11 protein-coding genes are annotated in these 19501 nt (G+C 62.7%); 5 read left to right on the top strand and 6 right to left on the bottom strand.

Annotation, left to right across the window (positions count from 1 at the left end; translation table 11 throughout):
- Positions 1 to 414 precede the first annotated feature (414 nt).
- Positions 415 to 1062 carry a TlpA family protein disulfide reductase gene (locus WC026_RS09990; protein WP_372710771.1) on the bottom strand — a complete coding sequence of 216 codons (648 nt, stop codon included), beginning with the start codon at positions 1060 to 1062 and terminating at the stop codon, positions 415 to 417.
- Between the two features lie 39 nt (positions 1063 to 1101).
- Between WC026_RS09990 and argH the strand changes: the two genes are divergently transcribed.
- From argH to WC026_RS09965, 5 genes are all read left to right on the top strand, one after another.
- A complete protein-coding gene (gene argH / locus WC026_RS09985) occupies positions 1102 to 2511 on the top strand; it encodes an argininosuccinate lyase (RefSeq protein WP_372710770.1) in 1410 nt (469 codons plus the stop codon).
- Between the two features lie 57 nt (positions 2512 to 2568).
- On the top strand, positions 2569 to 2790 hold the full coding sequence (locus tag WC026_RS09980) for a lipoprotein (RefSeq protein ID WP_372710769.1): 222 nt from the start codon (positions 2569 to 2571) through the stop codon (positions 2788 to 2790).
- Between the two features lie 205 nt (positions 2791 to 2995).
- The gene (lysA, locus tag WC026_RS09975) at positions 2996 to 4267 is read left to right on the top strand and encodes a diaminopimelate decarboxylase (protein ID WP_372710773.1); all 1272 of its coding nucleotides are present in this window, start codon (positions 2996 to 2998) and stop codon (positions 4265 to 4267) included.
- Between the two features lie 469 nt (positions 4268 to 4736).
- Complete coding sequence (locus tag WC026_RS09970; RefSeq protein WP_372710768.1) at positions 4737 to 7430, top strand: TIGR02302 family protein; 2694 nt, start codon at positions 4737 to 4739, stop codon at positions 7428 to 7430.
- Positions 7431 to 7633: 203 nt separating this feature from the next.
- A complete protein-coding gene (locus WC026_RS09965; protein ID WP_372710767.1) occupies positions 7634 to 8590 on the top strand; it encodes a LysR substrate-binding domain-containing protein in 957 nt (318 codons plus the stop codon).
- Positions 8591 to 8612: 22 nt separating this feature from the next.
- On the opposite strand, the gene WC026_RS09960 is transcribed toward WC026_RS09965, so the two are convergent.
- The 5 genes from WC026_RS09960 to WC026_RS09940 all read right to left on the bottom strand — a co-directional run bounded on the left by WC026_RS09960 (position 8613) and on the right by WC026_RS09940 (position 19403).
- Entirely contained in the window at positions 8613 to 9548 is a 936-nt protein-coding gene (locus tag WC026_RS09960) for a hypothetical protein (RefSeq protein ID WP_372710766.1), read from the bottom strand.
- A gap of 92 nt (positions 9549 to 9640) precedes the next feature.
- Positions 9641 to 10720, bottom strand: coding sequence for a poly(3-hydroxybutyrate) depolymerase (locus WC026_RS09955; protein ID WP_372710765.1), 1080 nt, complete (start codon positions 10718 to 10720; stop codon positions 9641 to 9643).
- 92 nt (positions 10721 to 10812) lie between these two features.
- Complete coding sequence (gene pbpC / locus WC026_RS09950; RefSeq protein ID WP_372710764.1) at positions 10813 to 12882, bottom strand: penicillin-binding protein 1C; 2070 nt, start codon at positions 12880 to 12882, stop codon at positions 10813 to 10815.
- A 290-nt stretch (positions 12883 to 13172) separates the two neighbouring features.
- Complete coding sequence (locus WC026_RS09945; RefSeq protein WP_372710763.1) at positions 13173 to 18518, bottom strand: alpha-2-macroglobulin; 5346 nt, start codon at positions 18516 to 18518, stop codon at positions 13173 to 13175.
- Positions 18519 to 18833: 315 nt separating this feature from the next.
- Positions 18834 to 19403 carry a hypothetical protein gene (locus WC026_RS09940; protein WP_372710762.1) on the bottom strand — a complete coding sequence of 190 codons (570 nt, stop codon included), beginning with the start codon at positions 19401 to 19403 and terminating at the stop codon, positions 18834 to 18836.
- Positions 19404 to 19501: the final 98 nt, after the last annotated feature.

The raw sequence follows: 19501 nt of genomic DNA, 5'->3' as shown, positions 1-19501 counted from the left end.
CGACGGGCAAGAAGGTCGCGTCGGCCGCGTCCAAGATCCTGCGCAGCAAGACGGCCAGCAAGGAAGCGAAGTCGGTTGCCGCGTCCGCGCTGACCCAGAAGGTCAAAGCGAAAAAGAAGTAGTTCGGCGGTCTTTGCTTGCTGCTGTCTGAGTTTGGAGCAGCACTATTTGTATCTGTTGCCCGGCGTGGACAGCCTTCGGTGCGGCCATGACTTGGCGGCACATTTATTTTCAAACCACGCTTGTTTCCTCCCCGTCGCCGGGAGGGGCAGGCGTGGGTGCCTTTGAGGCTAATCTTCAGAAGGACCGGCAGGCGAACCACGTGGATGGCCGCCTTCGCGGCCATGACGTAAAGGGACGACCGTCGCGCCAGAGGCCGGAAGTGTTTCGCGGCGCTCTGGCTGCGGAGGTCGATCAGTTCATCGCGGCTTCGATGAGCTTCTTGGCGTCATCGGAATCCCACTCGGCGGCGCCCGCCAGCCGCCCGACCTCGAGCCCATCCTTGTTGATCAGGATCGTCGTCGGCATGCCCAGGAGCTTCAGCTCCATGCCTTGCTTGGCGGTCGGGTCGGCGTAAAGAACCACCTTGTCGGCTTTCAGATCGTTGAGGAACTTGCGCGAGGCGTCGTAGCCCTTGCGGTCGAGGCTCAGCGCCACAACGTCGAACTTGTCGCCTCCCAAGGCCGCCTGCAGGCGGTTGAGAGCGGGCATTTCCTCACGGCAAGGACCGCACCACGTCGCCCAAAGATTGAGCAGGATGGTTTTGCCCTTGAGACTCGAGAGCGTCAGCTCCTTGCCTGCGGCATCCTGGAATTTGATGTCGGGCAGCGGCTCCGGCGTCTTCTTGGCGACGAAGGCCGCCATCTTTCCGAACTTGAACGCGGATTCTCCCGATCCGCCGACGCTCGGGGCTGAGAAATCCTGGGCAACGGCGCCGGATTTCTCAGAACCCGCGTTGTCGAACCCGCCTCCGATAACGTATACGGCGCCGAACCCGATGAGCGCTGTCAGCGCCACGATCCAAAGAGCCTTCTTCGGCCCACCCGCGTTGTTCGCTGCCATCTGGGACCCTTTGTTTCTTTCGCTAAGACGGAGCCGCTCGTGACCGATAAGCCCGCCAACGCCATGTGGGGTGGCCGTTTTCAAATGTCTCCGGCCGAGATCATGCAGGAGATAAATGCCTCGATCGACTTCGACAAGCGGCTCGCGCCTCAGGACATTCGCGGCTCTAAGGCGCACGCGCAGATGCTTGCCGAGGCCGGGATTATAACAAAAGCCGACGCGAAGGAGATCGTTAAAGGGCTCGATCAAATCCGGGGCGAGATCGACGCCGGGACGTTTGAATTCTCCATTGCGCTCGAAGACGTGCACATGAACGTCGAGAATCGCCTCAAGGATCTGATCGGCGCGGCGGCCGGACGGCTGCACACGGGGCGCTCGCGCAACGATCAGGTCGCGACCGATTTCCGGCTCTATGTCCGCGATGCCATCGATGGCATCGACGAGGCGCTGGAGCGCGTGCAGCAGGCGCTGGCGGAGAAAGCGGAAGCTCATGCGGCGACCGTCATGCCCGGTTTTACGCATCTGCAACCGGCCCAGCCCGTGACGTTCGGCCATCATCTGCTCGCCTATGTCGAAATGATCGCGCGCGATCGCGGCCGGTTCGCGGACGCCCGCAAGCGGCTCAACGAGTCGCCGCTGGGCTCGGCGGCACTTGCCGGGACGTCGTTCCCCATAGATCGCAAGAAAACGGCGGAAGCGCTGGGTTTCGACCGGCCGATGGCCAATTCGCTCGACGGCGTCTCGGATCGCGATTTTGCACTCGAAACGCTCGCTGCGGCGACAATTACGGCTATTCACTTCTCGCGGCTGGCGGAAGAGATCGTCATCTGGATGACGCCGCAGTTCGGCTTCGTGAAGCTGTCCGATCGGTTCACGACCGGGTCGTCGATCATGCCGCAAAAGCGCAACCCGGACGCGGCCGAGCTGTCGCGCGCCAAGGTTGGGCGGATCGCGGCGGCGTTCCAGGGCCTGGCGATGGTGATGAAGGGTCTGCCGCTCGCCTACTCGAAGGACATGCAGGAAGACAAGGAAACGACGTTCGACGCGCTGGCGAGCCTCAGGCTCGTGATGGCGGCGATGGCGGGCATGATCGGCGATCTCGAGCCGGTGCCAGAGGCCATGCGTGCAGCGGCCGGGCGCGGCTATTCGACCGCAACCGATCTTGCCGACTGGCTCGTCCGTGAACTCAAGATGCCGTTCCGCGACGCGCATCACGTCACGGGGTCGATCGTCAAGGCGGCGGAAACACAGGGCGTCGACCTCGACAAGCTGCCGCTCGCCGACATGCAGGCCATCGAGCCGAAGATCACGAAGGCCGTATTTTCGGTGCTTTCGGTTGAAAACTCGGTCAAGAGCCGAACCAGCTATGGGGGAACTGCGCCACAGAACGTCCTCAAAATGGCGCGTCACTGGCTGTGGCGGTTGGAAAAGGATCGCGCGAGGGGCTAGAACAGGCTGGCAGACTGCCCGCTTTTCCGGGCCGAGGGGATTTGGAGAGACGCACGTATGGCAGCGATTTCGCGCCTGAAGTCCCTGGTGGCCGTGGCCCTGCTCTCAGCCGTGGGATTCGGCTTTGCGGGCTGCGGCGTCAAAGGACCGCTTGAGCCGCCGCCCGAGGCGAAGGTCGCTGGTGAAGCGAAATCGCCGGATGCGCGTGACCCGGGCTCCAACTCGGATGCGCCGAAGAAGCCGCACGAGAGCTTCGTTCTCGATCCGCTGCTGCGCTAGAGCCTTTCCGACTTTCGCAAAAGCTCTAGCTCTCTATTTTGTCGCGCTTCTTATCGGAAAACCGGTTCCCACTTTTCCGCAAGTACTCCAGCCTTCGACAACCAGAATTTGAGATTTCACCTGTCGCGCGGACGATAGTCCTGGACGGGCCACCTCGGCGCGGGCATGACGATTGGAAATATCCAACCGCAAGCCGAACGATCCGATGCATCATTTTCACTACAAGGACGGCATTCTGCATGCTGAAGACGTCAGCCTCGCGCGCATCGCGGACGAGGTCGGAACGCCGTTCTACTGCTATTCGACGGCCACGCTCGAACGGCACTACAACGTGCTGGCAGAGGCGTTCCGCGATCAGAAGGCGCTCATCTGTTTCGCCGTCAAAGCCAATTCCAATCAGGCGGTGCTGGCGACGATGGCGCGGCTTGGCGCGGGCATGGATGTCGTCTCGGAGGGTGAGCTTCGACGCGCGCGGGCGGCAGGCGTCCCGGCCTCGAAAATCATTTTCGCGGGCGTCGGCAAAACGCGCGGCGAGATGGAGTACGCGCTAGGCGAAGGCATTCTAGGTTTTAATGTCGAGAGCGAGCCGGAGCTTCTGGCGCTGAGCGAGGTTGCGACGGCGCTCGGCAAGACGGCGGCGATCGCGATCCGCGTCAATCCGGACGTCGACGCGAAGACGCACGCCAAGATTTCGACCGGCAAGGCAGAGAACAAGTTCGGCGTCCCCTTCGAGGATGCGCGGGAGCTTTACGCGCGCGCGGCAAAGCTGCCGGGCATCAAGATTTCCGGCATTCACATGCATATCGGCAGCCAGATCACCGATCTCGCGCCGTTCCGCGATGCCTTCGCGCTGCTGCGCAACCTGGCGCGCGATCTGATTGCTGACGGTATCCAGCTTGAGCATCTCGACATCGGCGGCGGGCTCGGCGTGCCGTATCGCGGTGCCAATGATATTCCGCCGACGCCGGACGAGTATGCCGCCGTTGTCAGACACGCGCTGGGCGATCTCGGATTGAAGATCGTGCTGGAACCCGGCCGCATGATCGTCGGCAATGCGGGCGTGCTCGTGACGCAGGTCACCTACGTCAAGGAAGGCGACGACAAGACCTTTACGATCGTCGATGCGGCGATGAACGATCTCATCCGGCCGACGCTGTATGAGGCCTATCACGAGATCTGGTCGGTCGCCGAGCAGCGCAACGACATGGCGCCCGTGCAGCAGGATATCGTCGGACCGGTGTGCGAGACGGGCGATTTTCTGGCTGAGGACCGGGCGCTGCCTCCCGCCGAGCCGGGCGATCTGCTGGCGGTGATGACAGCGGGCGCTTACGGCGCCGTGATGGCGTCGACGTACAACACGCGCTTGCTGGTGCCGGAGGTGCTGGTCAACGGCGATCGCTATGCGGTCGTTCGGCCGCGTCCGAGCTACGACGATCTGATCGGAGCGGATAAACTTCCGCCCTGGATCGTGGTCTGATCGCGTCCGCGCCAGGCCCGCCCTGATCGCCTCCGGAGCGGGTGTTTCCACTTCTTTCGTCATGGCGGCGCTTGGTCGGTGTGACCGTATCACTTCTTTCGTCATGGCCGCGCAGGCGGCCATCCATGGAGGTTTCACGGTCGTTGGGCCGGGGTGACGCGCGATATCCGCTGCGATACCGGAAAATCAATGGGCCATCGTTGCCGTGGATGGCCGCCTGCGCGGCCATGACGGGAGGGGGGAATTGGTTGGCGAAGGTGAGATAGAAGATCGCACGATCACGCGGGCACGACTGATCTCAAAAGCCTTTGCGGTCATGACGGTGGAGGGGCCAAATCGTTGCCCAGGATGCGCCGGGTTTCGGCAACAATTGTCGCCTAGGAACGTTGAAGTTGAAGGCGTTTTGCCGGGCGGTGACGTTGCATTTTGTTAAGGGACGGGGCGTTTTCTCCATGTTAGGCTGCGCGGAATGGCTGACCCTAACACCACGGATACAGGCTCCGCGCTGTCGCGATCTTTTGCGCGCAAGGTTCGCCTCAGCACGCTCGCCTTGCTGTTCGAGCGGTTGTGGCCACGCCTCTGGCTGCTGATCGGAATTGCGCTGCTGTTTGCGCTGGTTTCGTTTGCGGGTGTCTGGCCGTATCTCGATCCTTTCATTCACAAGGCGCTGCTCGCCGTATTCGCGACGGCGGCGCTTGCAGCCGCGATCTACGCCGCGCGCATTCCCTGGCCGACGCGCGATGAAGCGATCCGGCGCATCGAGCGGCGTTCCGGCATTCCGCATCGCCCGGCGACCTCCTACGAGGATACGCTGTCATCGGGCACGTCGAATGCCGAGACGACGGCTCTTTGGCAGGCGCACCGCGAGCGCTTAGCGCGCGCCATCGCCCGTTTGCGGGTCGGCAATCCGCGGCCACGGACGGATCGCTTCGATCCGATTGCGTTGCGCGGGCTTGCGCTGCTCCTGTTGATCCCGGCGGCGCTGCTCGTGACGGGAAATCTCGGCGACCGGCTTGCTTCGGCGTTTCGCTTCGGCGTTGCGGGCTCCGGCGCTCCGACGCGGGTCGATGCCTGGGTCACGCCGCCGCCTTATACGGCTTTGCCGCCGGTTCTGCTGTCCGACGGCGCGCAGCAGGCGTCCGCCGCCGACGAGGAGAAGAAGCGCTTTTTCGAGGTTCCCGATCGCAGTCTGTTGACGCTTAGGGGCGTCGGCTTCGGATCGGACGGTGTTGCGCTTGAAGTTTTGAGCGACGGCTCGGCGGAAGCGGTGCGCGTCGCGCCGGAACCGCGCAAGGCGGGCGACACGTCGAGCGTTTCGGAAGTCCGCTATGAGCTTCGCAAGTCGTCGCGCATTCGGGCGCTGTCGGGAACGCGCGAGCTTGGACAGTGGACGTTTGACGTCATTGCCGACGAGTTGCCGAAAATCGTGATGTCGAAAGAAATCACCGGCACGCCGCGCGGTTCGATGCGGATGACGTACACCGCGGAAGACGATTACGGTGTTGCCAGCGCGGAAGTGAAGGTCAGGCCGTTGCCGCCGAAGGCCGGTGATCCGGCGACGTCATGGGCGCGGCCGCCGCCGCTCACCGGACCGCGACTGCCGCTCGAGCCGCCGCCGGTCTTAAGCCTCAAGATTCCGCGTCCGGGCGCGAAGAAAGTCGACGCGTCGACGCTGCTCGAAATCGGGGAGCATCCGTGGGCCGGGCAGCGGGTGCAGCTGTGGCTCGAAGCGACAGATGTCGGCGGTCAGGTCGGGCGCAGTAAGCCGATCGAAGTTGTGTTGCCGGCGCGGCGCTTCAAAAATCCGCTGGCGCGGGCGTTAATCGAACAACGCCGCAAGCTTGCGGAAGATTCGCGCAACCGGCAGAACGTCGTCAGAGCGCTCGACGCGCTGACGATGGAGCCCGAAGGCTTCATCACAGACTCGTCAGTGTATCTTGGGCTGCGCGCGATCTATCACCGGCTCGATCGCGAAATATCGCGCGAGACGTTGAAAGAATCGGTCGACGAGCTCTGGCAGATCGCGCTCAAGGTCGAGGATGGAAACCTTTCCCAGGCTGAACGGGCGCTGAAGGATGCGCAGGATCAGCTTTCCAACGCCCTGCAAAAGGGCGACGACAAGGAAATCCAGGACGCGCTGGCTGAGCTGAAAAAGCGGCTCAACGATTATCTCAACGAGATGCAGAAGAACGCGGACAAGGAAAATCCTTCGCCGGGAGACCAGCAGCAAAACGACCAGACGCAGGAGCTGGGCCAGCAAGACCTCGATCAGATGATGAAGGACCTCGAGAAGAACGCGCGGCAGGGGTCGCGCGAAGAGGCCGAGCGCATGCTGTCGGAATTGCGCGAGCTGATGGATCGTTTGCAGGCGAACAACACGCCGGAGTCGCGGGCGCAGCAGCAGCGCACGCAGCAAATGATGAAGAAGCTCAACGAGCTTGATAATCTGGCGCGGCGTCAGCAGGAGCTGATGGACGATACCTTCAAGGAGCAGCGACGCCGGGAAGGCGGACAGCAACCGGAAGGCGGTTCACAAGACGATCCCAATGGTCAAGGCACGCCCAAGGCCGGGAAAGGTCAGCAAGGTCGGACGCCGCAGGGCGGGCAAAACGGCATGGATCCCGGCCGCCAAGGCGGCGGCGAGCAGGGAGAAGGTCAGCAGGGCAGGGACGGCAATAACGCTGGACGTCAGCAGCGCGGCAAGGGCGACTTGCAGGACCGGCAGGCCCAGCTGCGCGAGCAGCTTGATCAGTTGAAAAAAGATCTGGACCAGATGGGTTCCGGCGATCCGGATAAGCTCGGCAACGCCAAGGAGTCCATGGGCAACGCCGAGGACGCCCTGAAGCAGAACGATCTCGACGAGGCCGGTAATCAGCAGGCGCAGGCTTTGCAACAGATGCGCGACAGCGCACAGCAGATGGCCGAGCAGATGCAGAAGAATGCGCAACAGCGCCTCGGGCGGGGCGGCAATTCTCCGCGTGATCCGCTCGGGCGGCCGCAGCGCGCGCAGGGGCCCGATCTCGGCACGTCCGTCAAGGTGCCGGATGCGATCGATGCGCAGCGGGCGCGCGAAATCCTCGAAGAGCTGCGCAAACGTTCCGGCGACAGCCTTCGGCCGCAAGACGAGCTCGATTATATCGACCGGCTGTTGAAGCGGTTCTGATCCTGCACGACGTCATTTGCGATCGCCGCGCCGGTTGCGCGAGTCAAAAATCAGGGTTTCGATCGCTTCGATCAGATGGTGGATTACGCGCATCATCCGTCGCCTCCATTCTCGCAAGTTTGTCGCGAGAATGGTGAGATACGGTGATGGGTTAGACAAACGGCATTGCTTTACACGATCTGTAAGTTTTTGTTACATCAGGCATGGTCCGCAAGCTGCCTCCGCTCAATGCGTTGAAGGCGTTCGAAGCCGCCGCCCGGCTTTCGAGCTTCTCGCGCGCGGCGAACGAATTGAGCGTCACGCATGCCGCCATCAGCCGGCATGTGCGCGCACTCGAAGCGGACTTTCGGACGCCGCTGTTCGAGCGCACGGGGCGAGGCGTCGATTTGACGGAAGCCGGCCGGTCCCTGGCGCAAGGACTGACGAAAGGTTTCGATCTCATCGCGGAGGCGTCGAACCAATTCGCACGGCCGTCGCGCCGCCGGCGTCGCTTGATCGTCACGGCGGATGTTTCGTTCGCGGCGTTGTGGCTGGCGCCGAGGATCGGTAAATTCACATCACTCCATCCGGGCATCGATCTTGTCGTCGATCCAAGCCACCGGCTTGTAGATTTCGGCAAGGAGGATGTCGATCTCGGCATTCGATACGGATCGGGCGAATGGGAGGGCGTCGACGCGCGCAAGCTTGTCGAGTCGCGATTGATGCTGGTTTGCAGCTCCGAATTTTTGTGTGCGCATCCGCTGTCGGCGGCAAGCGATCTTGATCCACGCTTGCTCATTCGCGAGACCGCCAAGGAGTGCTGGGATGCGTGGCTCAAGGCTGCGGGAATTTTTGAAACGGTCGATCCTTCTGGTCCGACGCTCAACGGCGATCTGGCGATTGCGGCTGCCGAAGCCAGTCAAGGTTTCGCTCTTGCCGATCAAATCCAGGCGGGTGACGCGCTCATCGCGAAACGACTTGTCGCTCCGCTCGACGTCGTCGCGTCGCGTGCGGGCTATTATCTGGCGCGGCGCGCGGGAGCAAAACAGTCGGAGGTTGTCGAGATTTTCGAGATGTGGCTGAGGCTCGAACTGAAGGCATCCGCGGCAGCACTGTCGCGAATGCGCAAGGCGGCTCGGGCGAAGACCACGGCATCTGTCTCTCGCAAACGGGCGAAATAGCGGGAGCTGCAGGGCCCGCTCGTTATTGCGTCGCCGTCTTTGGAACGAAGCGCACGAGGAAGCCGCCGATCACCTGATGGCTGACGAGCTTCGAACCGGCCCAACCGTTTGGCGGTTCCTCGCCTGTCCACCAGCGCGAGAACTGCCGCCACATATCGATCGGGAACCATGTGCCGTCGCGACCCGTCAGCGGACCCCAGTAGTCCGCCGCCGTAAATTTGTATTCGATGAAGACTGAGCCGGTGCGGAGACGGAATTCGAGACCGAACAGCGCCTGCGCGCATGGGCCTGTATATTGATATTCGTAAGTGCGTTTTTCGTCCGTCTTCAGGTGAATTTCAGAGTGCGGGAACGACATGCCCGCGCCGACGCCCGCATACGGAGAAATAATGCCGAGCGACGGCAGTCGCAGCAGGCCGTTCAGCGTCAGCATGTTATGGCCGTGCGTCCATTCCAGCTTGTTGAAATAGTCGCCGATCTTGGCGGCGGCGGGCACGGGCTTGCCGTCGAGAGTTCCGTCGAATGTGCGCTCGCCGTCTTTCGGCGCGTAGACCTTGGAGTGGGTGAAGTCGAGCATTGTGCCAATGCGTCCGCCCTCGAACCAGCGTTGAAAGCGAACGCCGTAGTAGAGCGGGTTTTCAAACGGGTTCGTGTACCAAGGAATGTCCTTGATCGTCAGATCGCTGACGCCGGTCTTCTTGAGATGGAAGTCGCTCGGATAATGATAAGGCGCGCCGAGGTAGGCGCCGAAATCGGATTCGCGGCCGGGGTTGTGCGCCGTCGAGACGGGCGCGCTTGCCGAGGTGGATGGCGCAGCGTCGCGATCGTCAGGAAGCGCGGCGGCGGCGGCGAGCAATCCCATCGTCGCGACGGTGGCCGCGATCTGGATCGTTCTTGGGATGCTTGGAAAGATGCCGTTTTGATCCGGCCACAATGGCGCCAGCAAAGTCTCGCGCATCAGCATAGTGTCCCTCCCCGGATGCGGTCGCCGACTTGCGGCTTTGAATGTCTGGCCATTCCCTTGTGGCCGGCCTCTTGGCAGAAATGGCTTTACGCGCCTCCGCCTCCGGCTTGCAAGCCGTCGAGCATCCGGTTCACTGCGGCAATCTGCGGCGCGTCGCGCGTCAAATACTGCGGTCCGGTATAACCCCACCAATCCCAGCATCCCTGCGGGTTGATCGGTGACGCAGCGACCTGCGGGAAAAGCACGATCAGACGGTTTGTGTCGGCCCAACGCGCGAAGCCGGACTCGGTGATGAAGGCGTTGCCGACCGTTTCGCGATTTTGCGCGCATCCGTGAAAAGCGACATGAACGCGACAGCCGGTTTTTTCGCGGCAGGCCTTCGGGACGTAGACGACGCCCGTTTCGGCGAGGCCGCTGCCGCTCATGTCGTTGGCGGCGAACGGGCGCTGATCGAAGTCGACGAAATCCCCTGTTGCAGTTTCGGCGCGGGGCTGCAACGCGCCGTACATGTGCGTCAGTAGCGCGCCGGCCTGGTCGTAGTCGCAGTCGACGACATAGGGCTTGGCTGACACTGCGCAGGCGTTGCCTTCATTGTCGGTCACGAAGGCGTGGCCAGCGGGATAATTGGAGACGAGTTCGATGTTCGCCACCGGAACGCCGAGCTTGGCGTAGAATTCGGCGGCATGCCTGACGATCGACGAAACGACGGTGTGGTCCGACGTGCCGGTGAAAAGATAGACGCGGTCGCGTGTGACATCGGCGATCGGGTCGATCTCTCCTTTGGCCGCGCGCGCCTCGGCTTTCGTGGCGAGTTCGGAGGGATCGGCGACGCCCCAGATTTCGAGCAGATCGAGCATGCAGCCGTTGACGGCTTTGCTGAGATTGAGGAACGCCGTTCCCGTGCCCGGGAGCGTATTTGCGAAAATGCTCTCGGAGCAGCCATAGGGGCCGCCTGCGATAATGGCGGCGCCGACAACACGCTTCGCGTGCGCCATCTGGAATTGCCCCGCCATGTAAGCGCCGGATGAGATGCCCGAAACCGTCGTTTCATTGACGTTGGCGCCGAGTGCGGGAAGCGCAGCTGTTCGCTCATGCGGAGCTTCACGGCAGCCTGCTACCGTCAGCATCATCGCAAGGAATAAAAGATTCCTTGCAGCAACTCGCATCGCGTGGGTCATCGAATGACAGGTATCCAGACGAAAAGAAACGAGAGCGAAGCTAGCGCGCCGGATGCGTTGCCGCTACGCCTTGCGAGCCGCTATCTTAATCTGATCGACACGCGATCGGTGCGGCCTTTCGCATCGATGACCGTCAGCTTGGTGAAGCCTGCCGTTCCCGGCTGCCATGTCACCTCGCGCGAATGAGCATCCGACTGGATCGGTGTGCCGTCGATGAGCCACGTCAAAGGCAGCGCGCCTCCGTCGGCCTTGAGGATCAGCGGATCGCCGCCGAGATCGACGCCTTCGATTTCCGATTGATCGGGCGGGAATGAAATCAGCACAGGCGGTTCGAGAAAGCGGCCGGTCGCGGGATCATCGCCCGGATCACGCCAGCGCTTGAGCGGCGCGGGAAGATCGGCGTTCGTGCCTTTAAGAGCATTGGCGGGCATCGCCTGCAACGGCGCGCGCTTCTCGGAGATGCGCGCGAAGGCGTCGAAGAGAATCGGCGCGGCAGCAGTGCGTCCGAGGATTCCCGGCACGCTTGAATTGTCAGGCTTTCCGACCCAGGCCGCTACAACATATTTGCCGTCGTAGCCGATGGCCCAGGCGTCGCGATAGCCATAGGAGGTGCCGGTCTTGTAGGCGAAGCGTCCGCCCTTGGCGTTCGGCGGCGGCGGCGCATTCTTCAGCACGTCTGTGACATACCAGGCGGCGAGCGGCGACATCAGCCGATGCGCGTTGACGAGCGGCTTGACGCGTGTCGCAGCGAAGGCGCGGGCGCGTTCGTCGAGGCGATGAACGAGCGCGATGCTGTCGCCGCCGCGCGCGAGGCTGGCGTAAAGCTGCGTCATCTCTTCGAGCGTCAGGCCGGTGCCGCCGAGGGCCATCGCGAGCGTCGGTTCGGATTTATCAGGAAAGCGGGCGTCGACGCCCGCCCGGCGAAAGCGGCCTACGAGCTTTCCGGGTCCGACGCGAGCGAGCACGCGCACGGCCGGAATATTCAACGATTGTTCGAGGGCTTCGCGGATCGAGACGGTGCCGTGAAAATTCTCGTCGAAATTTTTTGGTGCGTAGGTTCCGAAGCGTGTCGCACGGTCGTCGATCAGCGTTTCGGGATGCGCGAGGCCGGCTTCGAATGCGAGGCCGTAGATGAAGGGCTTCAGCGTCGAGCCGGGTGAGCGGACGGCGGTCGCCATATCGACGGCGCCCTGGCGTCCGACGTCCATGTATCCGGCCGATCCGACTTCGGCGATGATTTCGCCCGTCTGGTGATCCGCGACGACGATGGCCGACGAAACTTTTTCGCCGATGAGCCGCGCCTGCTCGGCCGCGAGTTTTTCGAGGCTTGCTTGCAGCGTCCGGTCGAGCGTCAGTTTTATCAGCGGTTCTTTCGGATGGGCCGCGACCTGCGTTTCCGTCAGGTGAGGCGCGAACATCGGGAAGGCATAGCGCGCTTTCACGACGCGTTCGGTTTTGGCTCGCGCGGCGTCGGCTGCGGTGATGACGTGCGCTGTGACGGCGCGGTCAAGGACGCGATTGCGGGCGCGTTGCGCGGCTTCGGGATTGCGATCGAGACGGCGCTGCTCGGGGGATTGCGGGAGCGCGACGAGCAACGCGGCTTCGCCGAGCGACAGCCTGCGCGGCTCCTTGCCGAAATAGGCCAGCGACGCAGCGCGCACGCCTTCGAGATTGCCGCCGAACGGCGCGAGGCGGAGGTAAAGCTTCAGGATTTCGGTTTTCGAGAGCTTGCGCTCGAGATTGATCGCGCGCGCCATCTGGCGCAGCTTGCCACTTGCGGTGCGCTCGTGCTTGCCGTCCAGCAAGCGCGCGACCTGCATCGTCAGCGTCGAGCCGCCCGAGACGAGACCGCCATGGCGAAGCAATTGTCCGACGGCGCGCAGCACGGCTTTCGGATCGACGCCGTGATGGCTGTAGAAGCGCTTGTCCTCGAATGCGAACAGCATCTTGAGATAGTGCGGATCGACGTCCTTGGGATCGATCGGCAGGCGCCAGTTGCCCGCGGTCGTCGTAAAGGCGCGGAGCAGGCGGTCGTCGCGATCGACAACAATGACGGACGTTGCCTTCGCTTCTTCGAGCAGGAGTGGCCCCGCGTCGGCAAAGGCTTTTTGGTAGAGGCCGTAGGCGGCGCCGGCGCTTGCCAACATCATCAGTGATGCTGCGATTGTAACGCGCCGCCACGGGATCGATTTAGAGAGTGCATTAGACGAAGCATGAGATGCGTTGCTTCCCCACACCCCTAACCCCTCCCCGCGTTGGGGGAGGGGAATTAAGGAGGATGCATCCGCATTCACTTCCCCGCGTTGGAAGAGGGGAATAGCGGAAGGTCCTCCCGCACTTCCGTTTCCACGAAGGGAAAGAAGTGGGGACGCGCTCGTCTTCTCTCTGCGACCCAGAGAAGCTAGCCGTTTCGCGAAAGTTCGCAGCGTTGCCACGCAGCTTACTCCTTCGCGGAGACGGTCAGCGTACCGGCGGCGGTGCGGGCGTAGCGCTCGGGGCGATACATGTCCTCAACCGTCGCCGCAGGATGGACGAACGTCCCTGGGCTGACGGCGCGGACGATGTAGGCGAGCGTTGCCGACACGGGGGGCGCTTTCTTCTGTGCCGTGCCGTCCGGTGTCGCGATGGCACTGTCGTCCGGCGTTTCAGGCGCGTCGCCTTCGACCGAGCCGTTCTCTTCGGTTGTCGTACGGACGTTGGCGAAGTTGAACGCCGCGACGAAGCGATCGTCACGGAATTCAGTGTGCTCGGGCGTCGCGGTCGATTTCAGCCAGCTCAGGCCCGCGATCGAACCGCTTTCGACGAGATGCGGATTTTCGATCTCGAAGCCTGCGGGAAGACGATCGACGACCATGACGCGGCCGCTTTCGTCTTCCGACGTGACCTTGACGGCGATGACGAAGCGGTCGTTCTGCTTCACATCCGCTTTGCCGCCCTTGAGGCTCTCGAGATCGACCGGTTTGCCCTCGAGCGTGTAGGCTTGGCGTTCGATCGCAAAGCCTTTCGATGCGGGCGGTTCGGGAGTCAGAGCGGCTCCGATGACGGAAATGACGGCATCGACCGCGGCATCGCCGTCGTTGGTGATCGTCAGTGTGCCGTTCTTCAGCTCCGCGGGGGTCAGAGCGCGCAGCACCGGACCGGATGCCGGCTTGCCATCGATCGACAAGCTCGCAGCCTTCACCTCGTCGTTCAAGGCTTTGGCTGCGAGCAGCATCCACGCCTGTTCCTGCGTCGACGTGTAGGTGCGCGTCTCGTAGGCCTTGGCGATGACGTTCGCGAGTTTCGGCTGTTCTGCTTTCGCGACACCGGTCTCGGCGGCGAGGGCCACCAAAGCCGCGCCATCACGCAAGGTCGAGCCGTAGTCGCTGCGATAGCCGAAGTCCGGTGTGACGTCCGGCATCATCGCGAGCGCCGCAGCGAACGCGCGTTCGGCGCGCTCTTTATCGCCCATCATCGCAAGCGCGGCGCCGACCTGTGCTTTTGCGAGCGGCGTTGAGAAGCGGTCGATGCGCGTGTCGGCGTAGTAGCGGAGATCGCCGATCGGCGCGCGCCCGTTGCGGGCGAGAACGTAGAGCGCATAGGCCCTATCCTCGCCGCCCTTTTCGAAGTCCGACGCATAAGCAATGAAGTTCTGAAGCCGGTCGAGCGCGCGATTGAAGCCTTCGCGCGGCATGTCGTAGTTGGCTTCCTTGGCGCGGGTCAGGAAGTCGGTGACGTAGGCCGTCAGCCAGAGATCGGTGTTGGAGGGGCCCCAGACACCGAATGCGCCTGTCGAATCCTGCATCTCGAACACGCGCGCCACGGCGGTCTGCACGCGTTCCTTCAGCGCCTTGTCTTCCGCAATGCCGACTTGCGCCGCGAGTGCGTTGGCGACGACGAGCGGCATGGCTCGGGACACGGTTTGCTCGGCGCAGCCGTACGGATAACGGTCGAGCTGGGTCAGCAGCGTCGGCACATCGAAACGTGCGGCCGGGCCGACCGACAGATTGATGCGCGTGCGCGACGGGATCAGGTCATAGACGACATCGGAACTCACGCTCAACTTGCCGCCCGGCTTCAGTGACGAGATGGTCGTGCGCTTGATGTCGCCTGCGGGCGGCAGAACTTCGAACGTCATTTCGCGTTTGACGGCGATGTCGTTCGGGCCGGTAATGACGGCCTTGAGCGTCAGGCGGCCGAGGTCCTCGGGCTTAAAGGCGATGCGCTGCATCCGGCGCTCGCCGGTCTTGAGATCGACCGACTTGTCGGTGATCGACGTCAAAGTTTCGTGGCTGTCGTCGCCGTGTTTTTTCGATAGCGTGAGCTTGTAGGGTGCGGCGGGGCCGTCGACGTTGTGCAGGTCGAAGCCGAGCTTTACCTCATCACCGAGAGTCATGAAGCGTGGCACCGCGACAGTTAGTGCCACAGGATCGCGCACGATCAGATCGCCGGAGCCGTGGCCGACCTTATCGTTGCTCCACGCCACCGCCATCACGCGGACGGTGCCGTTGAAGTCGGGCAGCTCGAAGCTCACGCTCGCGGTGCCGTCTTCCTGCACGCGGACGATGCCGGAATACAGCGAAACGACGGTTTCGACGGTCGGATTGCCCTGCATCGCGGGGCCGCCCGCGTCGCCGCCCGAGCGGAGCTTGCCGCGATCGGCGCGCATGCCATCGATCAGGCGACCGTAGAAGTCGCGGATTTCAAATGACAGTTTCTGCTGCTGATTGAACCATTTCTCCGGCGCAGGCGTCTCGTAGCGCGTCAGATTTAGGATGCCGAGATCGACGGCGGCGACGGCGACGCGCGCGTCTTCTCCGGGAGCAAGCCCCTCGATTTTCAGCGGCACATCGATCTTGCTGCCCGACTTGACCTTTTCCGGCAGCGTCACGGCAACCTTGAGTTCGCGTGCGCTTTGATCGACGGGAAGCCACTTGATGCCGATGGCGCGGCTCGGCATGCGCTTTTCGGTTTCGTCCATCGGACGATAGAGGAGGGCGGTGACGTAGGCACCTGGACCCCAGGTGTCGGAGACGGGCACGTCCACTTCGCCACCGCCTTTGTCGATATCGACTTCCTTCAGCATGTGAAGGCCCGTGCCGAGAACCGTAATGAGGGCTTTGCCGCCGAGCTTGGTTGCGATGCGGAGCTTGGCTGTGTCGCCGGATTTGTAGCTGTCCTTGTCGAGCGCGACGTCGAGCTGCTCGGGGCTGTCGACGGTGTCGCCGGACGTGTACCAGCCGGCGTTGAAGACGATGCTCGAGGCCGGTCCGTTCGGATCGTTGGATGCAACGTCGAGACGATAGCGGCCCCAGCCGATGGCTTGCGAGATGCGCGCCGGTTTGTCGGCTGCGATCGACAGCGGGCCGCTGCCGATCTTGCGCTTCACCGTGACCGCTTCGTAGGTCCATGATCCGTCGCGGCGATACCACTGCCAGTTCGTGTCGAGCCGGGTCAGCGTCCACGTCAGATTGTCTGCGGCTTCGGCTTTATTGTTGGCGTCGAGGAGCACGATGTCGAAGCCCGCGCTCTGGTCTTCCGGCGCCGTGAAGTTTTCGAACAGCGGTTTGATACCGATGCGTTCGATTTTCAAATCGACGGGAAGCGTCAGGTTGCGTTCGATGGTGCGTCCGCCCGCCTCGCGAAGCTTGACGCTGATCGCGGCTTCGAGCGGCTTCGGCGTGCGCGGCAGTTGCGGGAGCGTGACAGCGATCGCGGCTTTGCCGTCGTTGTCCATCGCGAGGTTCGACGGCAGCGGTTGGCGCACCGGATTTACGGACTCGTCCGCCTGACCGAAGACGTAACCGGCGTGCCCAGAAACGTCCTTATTCGAGGTTTTGACGACGATCTCGCCTTCAAGTCCGAGGCCTGCGGCCGGCGGCCCGTAGAGATAATGGCCGTCGGCGTTGATCGTCTGGTTTTCGTCCGGCGTTAGCGCGGGGACATTGGCCGAAAGTTTCATGTCCAGGCGTTCCGGCACGAAGTCTTCGACGAGGAACGCGCGTTCGGCGATGGCTGGTGCTTTCGGATCGGTATGCAGCCAAAGCCGCCAGGTGCCGGTCATCGCGGTTTTGGCGAGTTCGAGCGTGAAGTCGCGGCCGCCGAGGCCTTGATTGTTCATCACCGTTCGCGACTGCTCGACGCCGTCAGGACGGGTGACGATCAGGGTTGTCGGAACGGCCGATGCCTTGCCGAACTGATCGCGCACCAGCGCCGTGATGTTGACCTCTTCACCGCCGCGATAGACGCCGCGCTCCGTGTACATGAAGGCGTCGACGGGACCGGCTGGATCGCGCCCCTTGACGCCGCGATCGGAGAGATCGAACGCGTTCAGCGTCAGGTCGAGGAAAGCGTATTCGCCAATGCCCTGCGTGGCGACGAGGATGGCGGGCGCCGCGCCGCCTTCGCCTTTCGTCAGGGCGGCGTCGAATTTTGCGTGTCCGTTCTCATCCGTCGTTGCCGTCGCCAGAACTTCGTTATTGCGCGCGACGAGCTTGACCTGGCTTCCAAGAATGGACGTCGCGTCGCCCAGCGAACGCACGAAGGCGTGGATGCCGTCGGTGCCGGTGAACGCGGTCAGGCCGAGATCGGAAACGATGAACCATTGCGTCGCGCGTTCGTAGCTGTCGTTCTTCGTCTTTTCCGAGGGCGTTGCGACCATCACATAGACGCCCGGCTCAAGACGGCCGGTTGCATCGGTGACGGGAACGGCGGTCGTCACCTCCTCATTCAGCTTGGAGGTGATGTCCATCGTGCCGGTATAGACCTTGATGCCGGTCCGATCGCGGATGTTGTCGACGTCATAGCTCGAAAGCTGGCGCTGCGTATCGCCGGACTGCAACGTTGCGGCGAGCGCGCGGTCGCCCAATCGGAAGACCTCAACATTGATCTTATTGGTGTTGGTCGTGACGACCGGAATGCCCTGCTGGCCGCGTGCGGGAAGAACGTAGGCCTTGCCGCCAAAGCGGACGAAGGGCGAGCGGTCCGGAACGTAGACGGCGATGTCGGAGGCCTTGAGCAGGTTTTCGCCGACGTTCGAGGGGAGTCCGGCGCGAATTTGCACGACGTAGCGTTCGCCATGCTTCAGGCCCTCGACGCACAGCTGGCGTGCGTCCTGGACGAGATTTTGCGGGTCTTTGCCGTTGATCGAAATAAATTTCGCGACGTCCGTTTGCGTGCGGCTGAGCTCTTCGGAAAATTCGAGGCAAAGGCGCGGCGGGGTCGCTTCGTTATCCGTCTTGTAGTCGGTCATGCGGAAACCGTACTGGCCGCGCAGCTTGTCGTAGGCTTCGCGCGTCGTCTGATCGTCCGCCAGATCGAGGCTGAATTTCATCGCGTCGATCGCAGGCCGCCAATAGGAGCGGCGCTCGAGCGTCTCGCCTAGAACGTAAAGCGCGTGCGCCTTGTCGGCTGTCGCACTGGCGAGCTGATAGCCGCGATAGGCAGCACCGGAGGCATAAATCGGAAGGTCGTAGCGTTCGCTGCCGGAGTTCGGATCGGGTTTGATGGCGATCAGGGATTCGGCGAGCCGTGTCCAGGTTGCCCAGTCCTTGTCGTTGGCGACGACGGCTGCGGCGAGGCTGCGTGAGGCGGCGCGGGGATCGGAAGCGAAGACCTTGTCGGCGTCGGCTTTCAGGACGGCCGCAGGTTTGCCGTCCGGCTTCCAGTTCGTCTTGAGGAACGTTTCATAGCGCTTCGCGTCGGCGGCGACGCCTTGGTGCAAAAAGACCTTGTCGGCGGCGAGTGCGCCGGTGACCGTCGCCAGCAGCAGCGTGGAGACGAGTGCGAGGCGCGCGAAGAAAAACATGGGATGCCATCCTGTAAAGCGTGAGGGTGCGCGGGGACACCTGAGCTTAGCCCGGGGGAAGTATCGTTCCAGAGTGAGGAAGCCGAAAGCCCAACAAGAGCCAACGGCCGAAGCGCGGCGGTAATTTGCCAAATACCGATGCTTGCGCGTTCTTGCGGCTTTTTTTCTGGCGGGCGCTTGGCTCGTCCGGAAATTTTATCAGACGCGTGACGAACGGGGATGACACGACGCAAAAATACTTGCAGCCCGCGACAAGGTTAATCCCGTCGCGGGCCAGCCAAGTCCGGATTGTTCTGAATGCCGCTTAGGAGGCAGCTACTGCCGGTGCGACCAGGGAAGGTCTGGGTTATTTCCAGCCGCAATGATTTCGGGCGAGAGACCGGCGCCCTTCAGCGGCAGCAGCGGCTTGGCGCGCGACCAGAGCTTCTCGAAGGAAACGGCGGCGCACTTGCGCACGACAGGGTCGGCCTTGTGATAAAGTTCGAAAGCGTCTCGCTTATTCGGGTCGCGGCGCATGCAGTCGCCGATCCAGACATGCGTGCGTCCGACGACGAGCTGCTCGTGCGATGCGCCAAAGCGCGGATCGTTGAGAAGGCGGAATTCAATGCTTGTGATGTCGCGAAGCGACGGCAGCGTTGCGTCCTCGACGCGCGTGTCGGCGACGATCACCCGGATATCCAGTGGAAGCAGCGGAACTTCAGCGAGCGCCGCGCTGAGCGCGCGTGCCGTCGGGCTATCGACGCTGCGGACCATCATCGTGACCGAACCGTTGCCGCCCGGGCCTTCTGCAAGAGCCGTGAGGCTTTCGGCGATAAAGTCCTTGAGCCGCGTTTCCTTATCCGTTCGAGACACCGTCATGAGCCGCGAAGGTGAAGAAATGCGCATGTGAAAGTCCTATCGTCAGCCCAAACTGTTCGCCGGGGAAGCAGCACCCTGGCTTGCCTCGGCTGCCCCATTAAGCCGAGAAGAACGTTAAACAAGCG

The organism is Hyphomicrobium sp., from assembly GCF_041674905.1.
GTDB lineage: Bacteria > Pseudomonadota > Alphaproteobacteria > Rhizobiales > Hyphomicrobiaceae > Hyphomicrobium_B.
The sequence above is the reverse complement of the archived record's forward strand: the minus strand, read 5'-3'. Positions and strand labels throughout refer to the sequence as shown.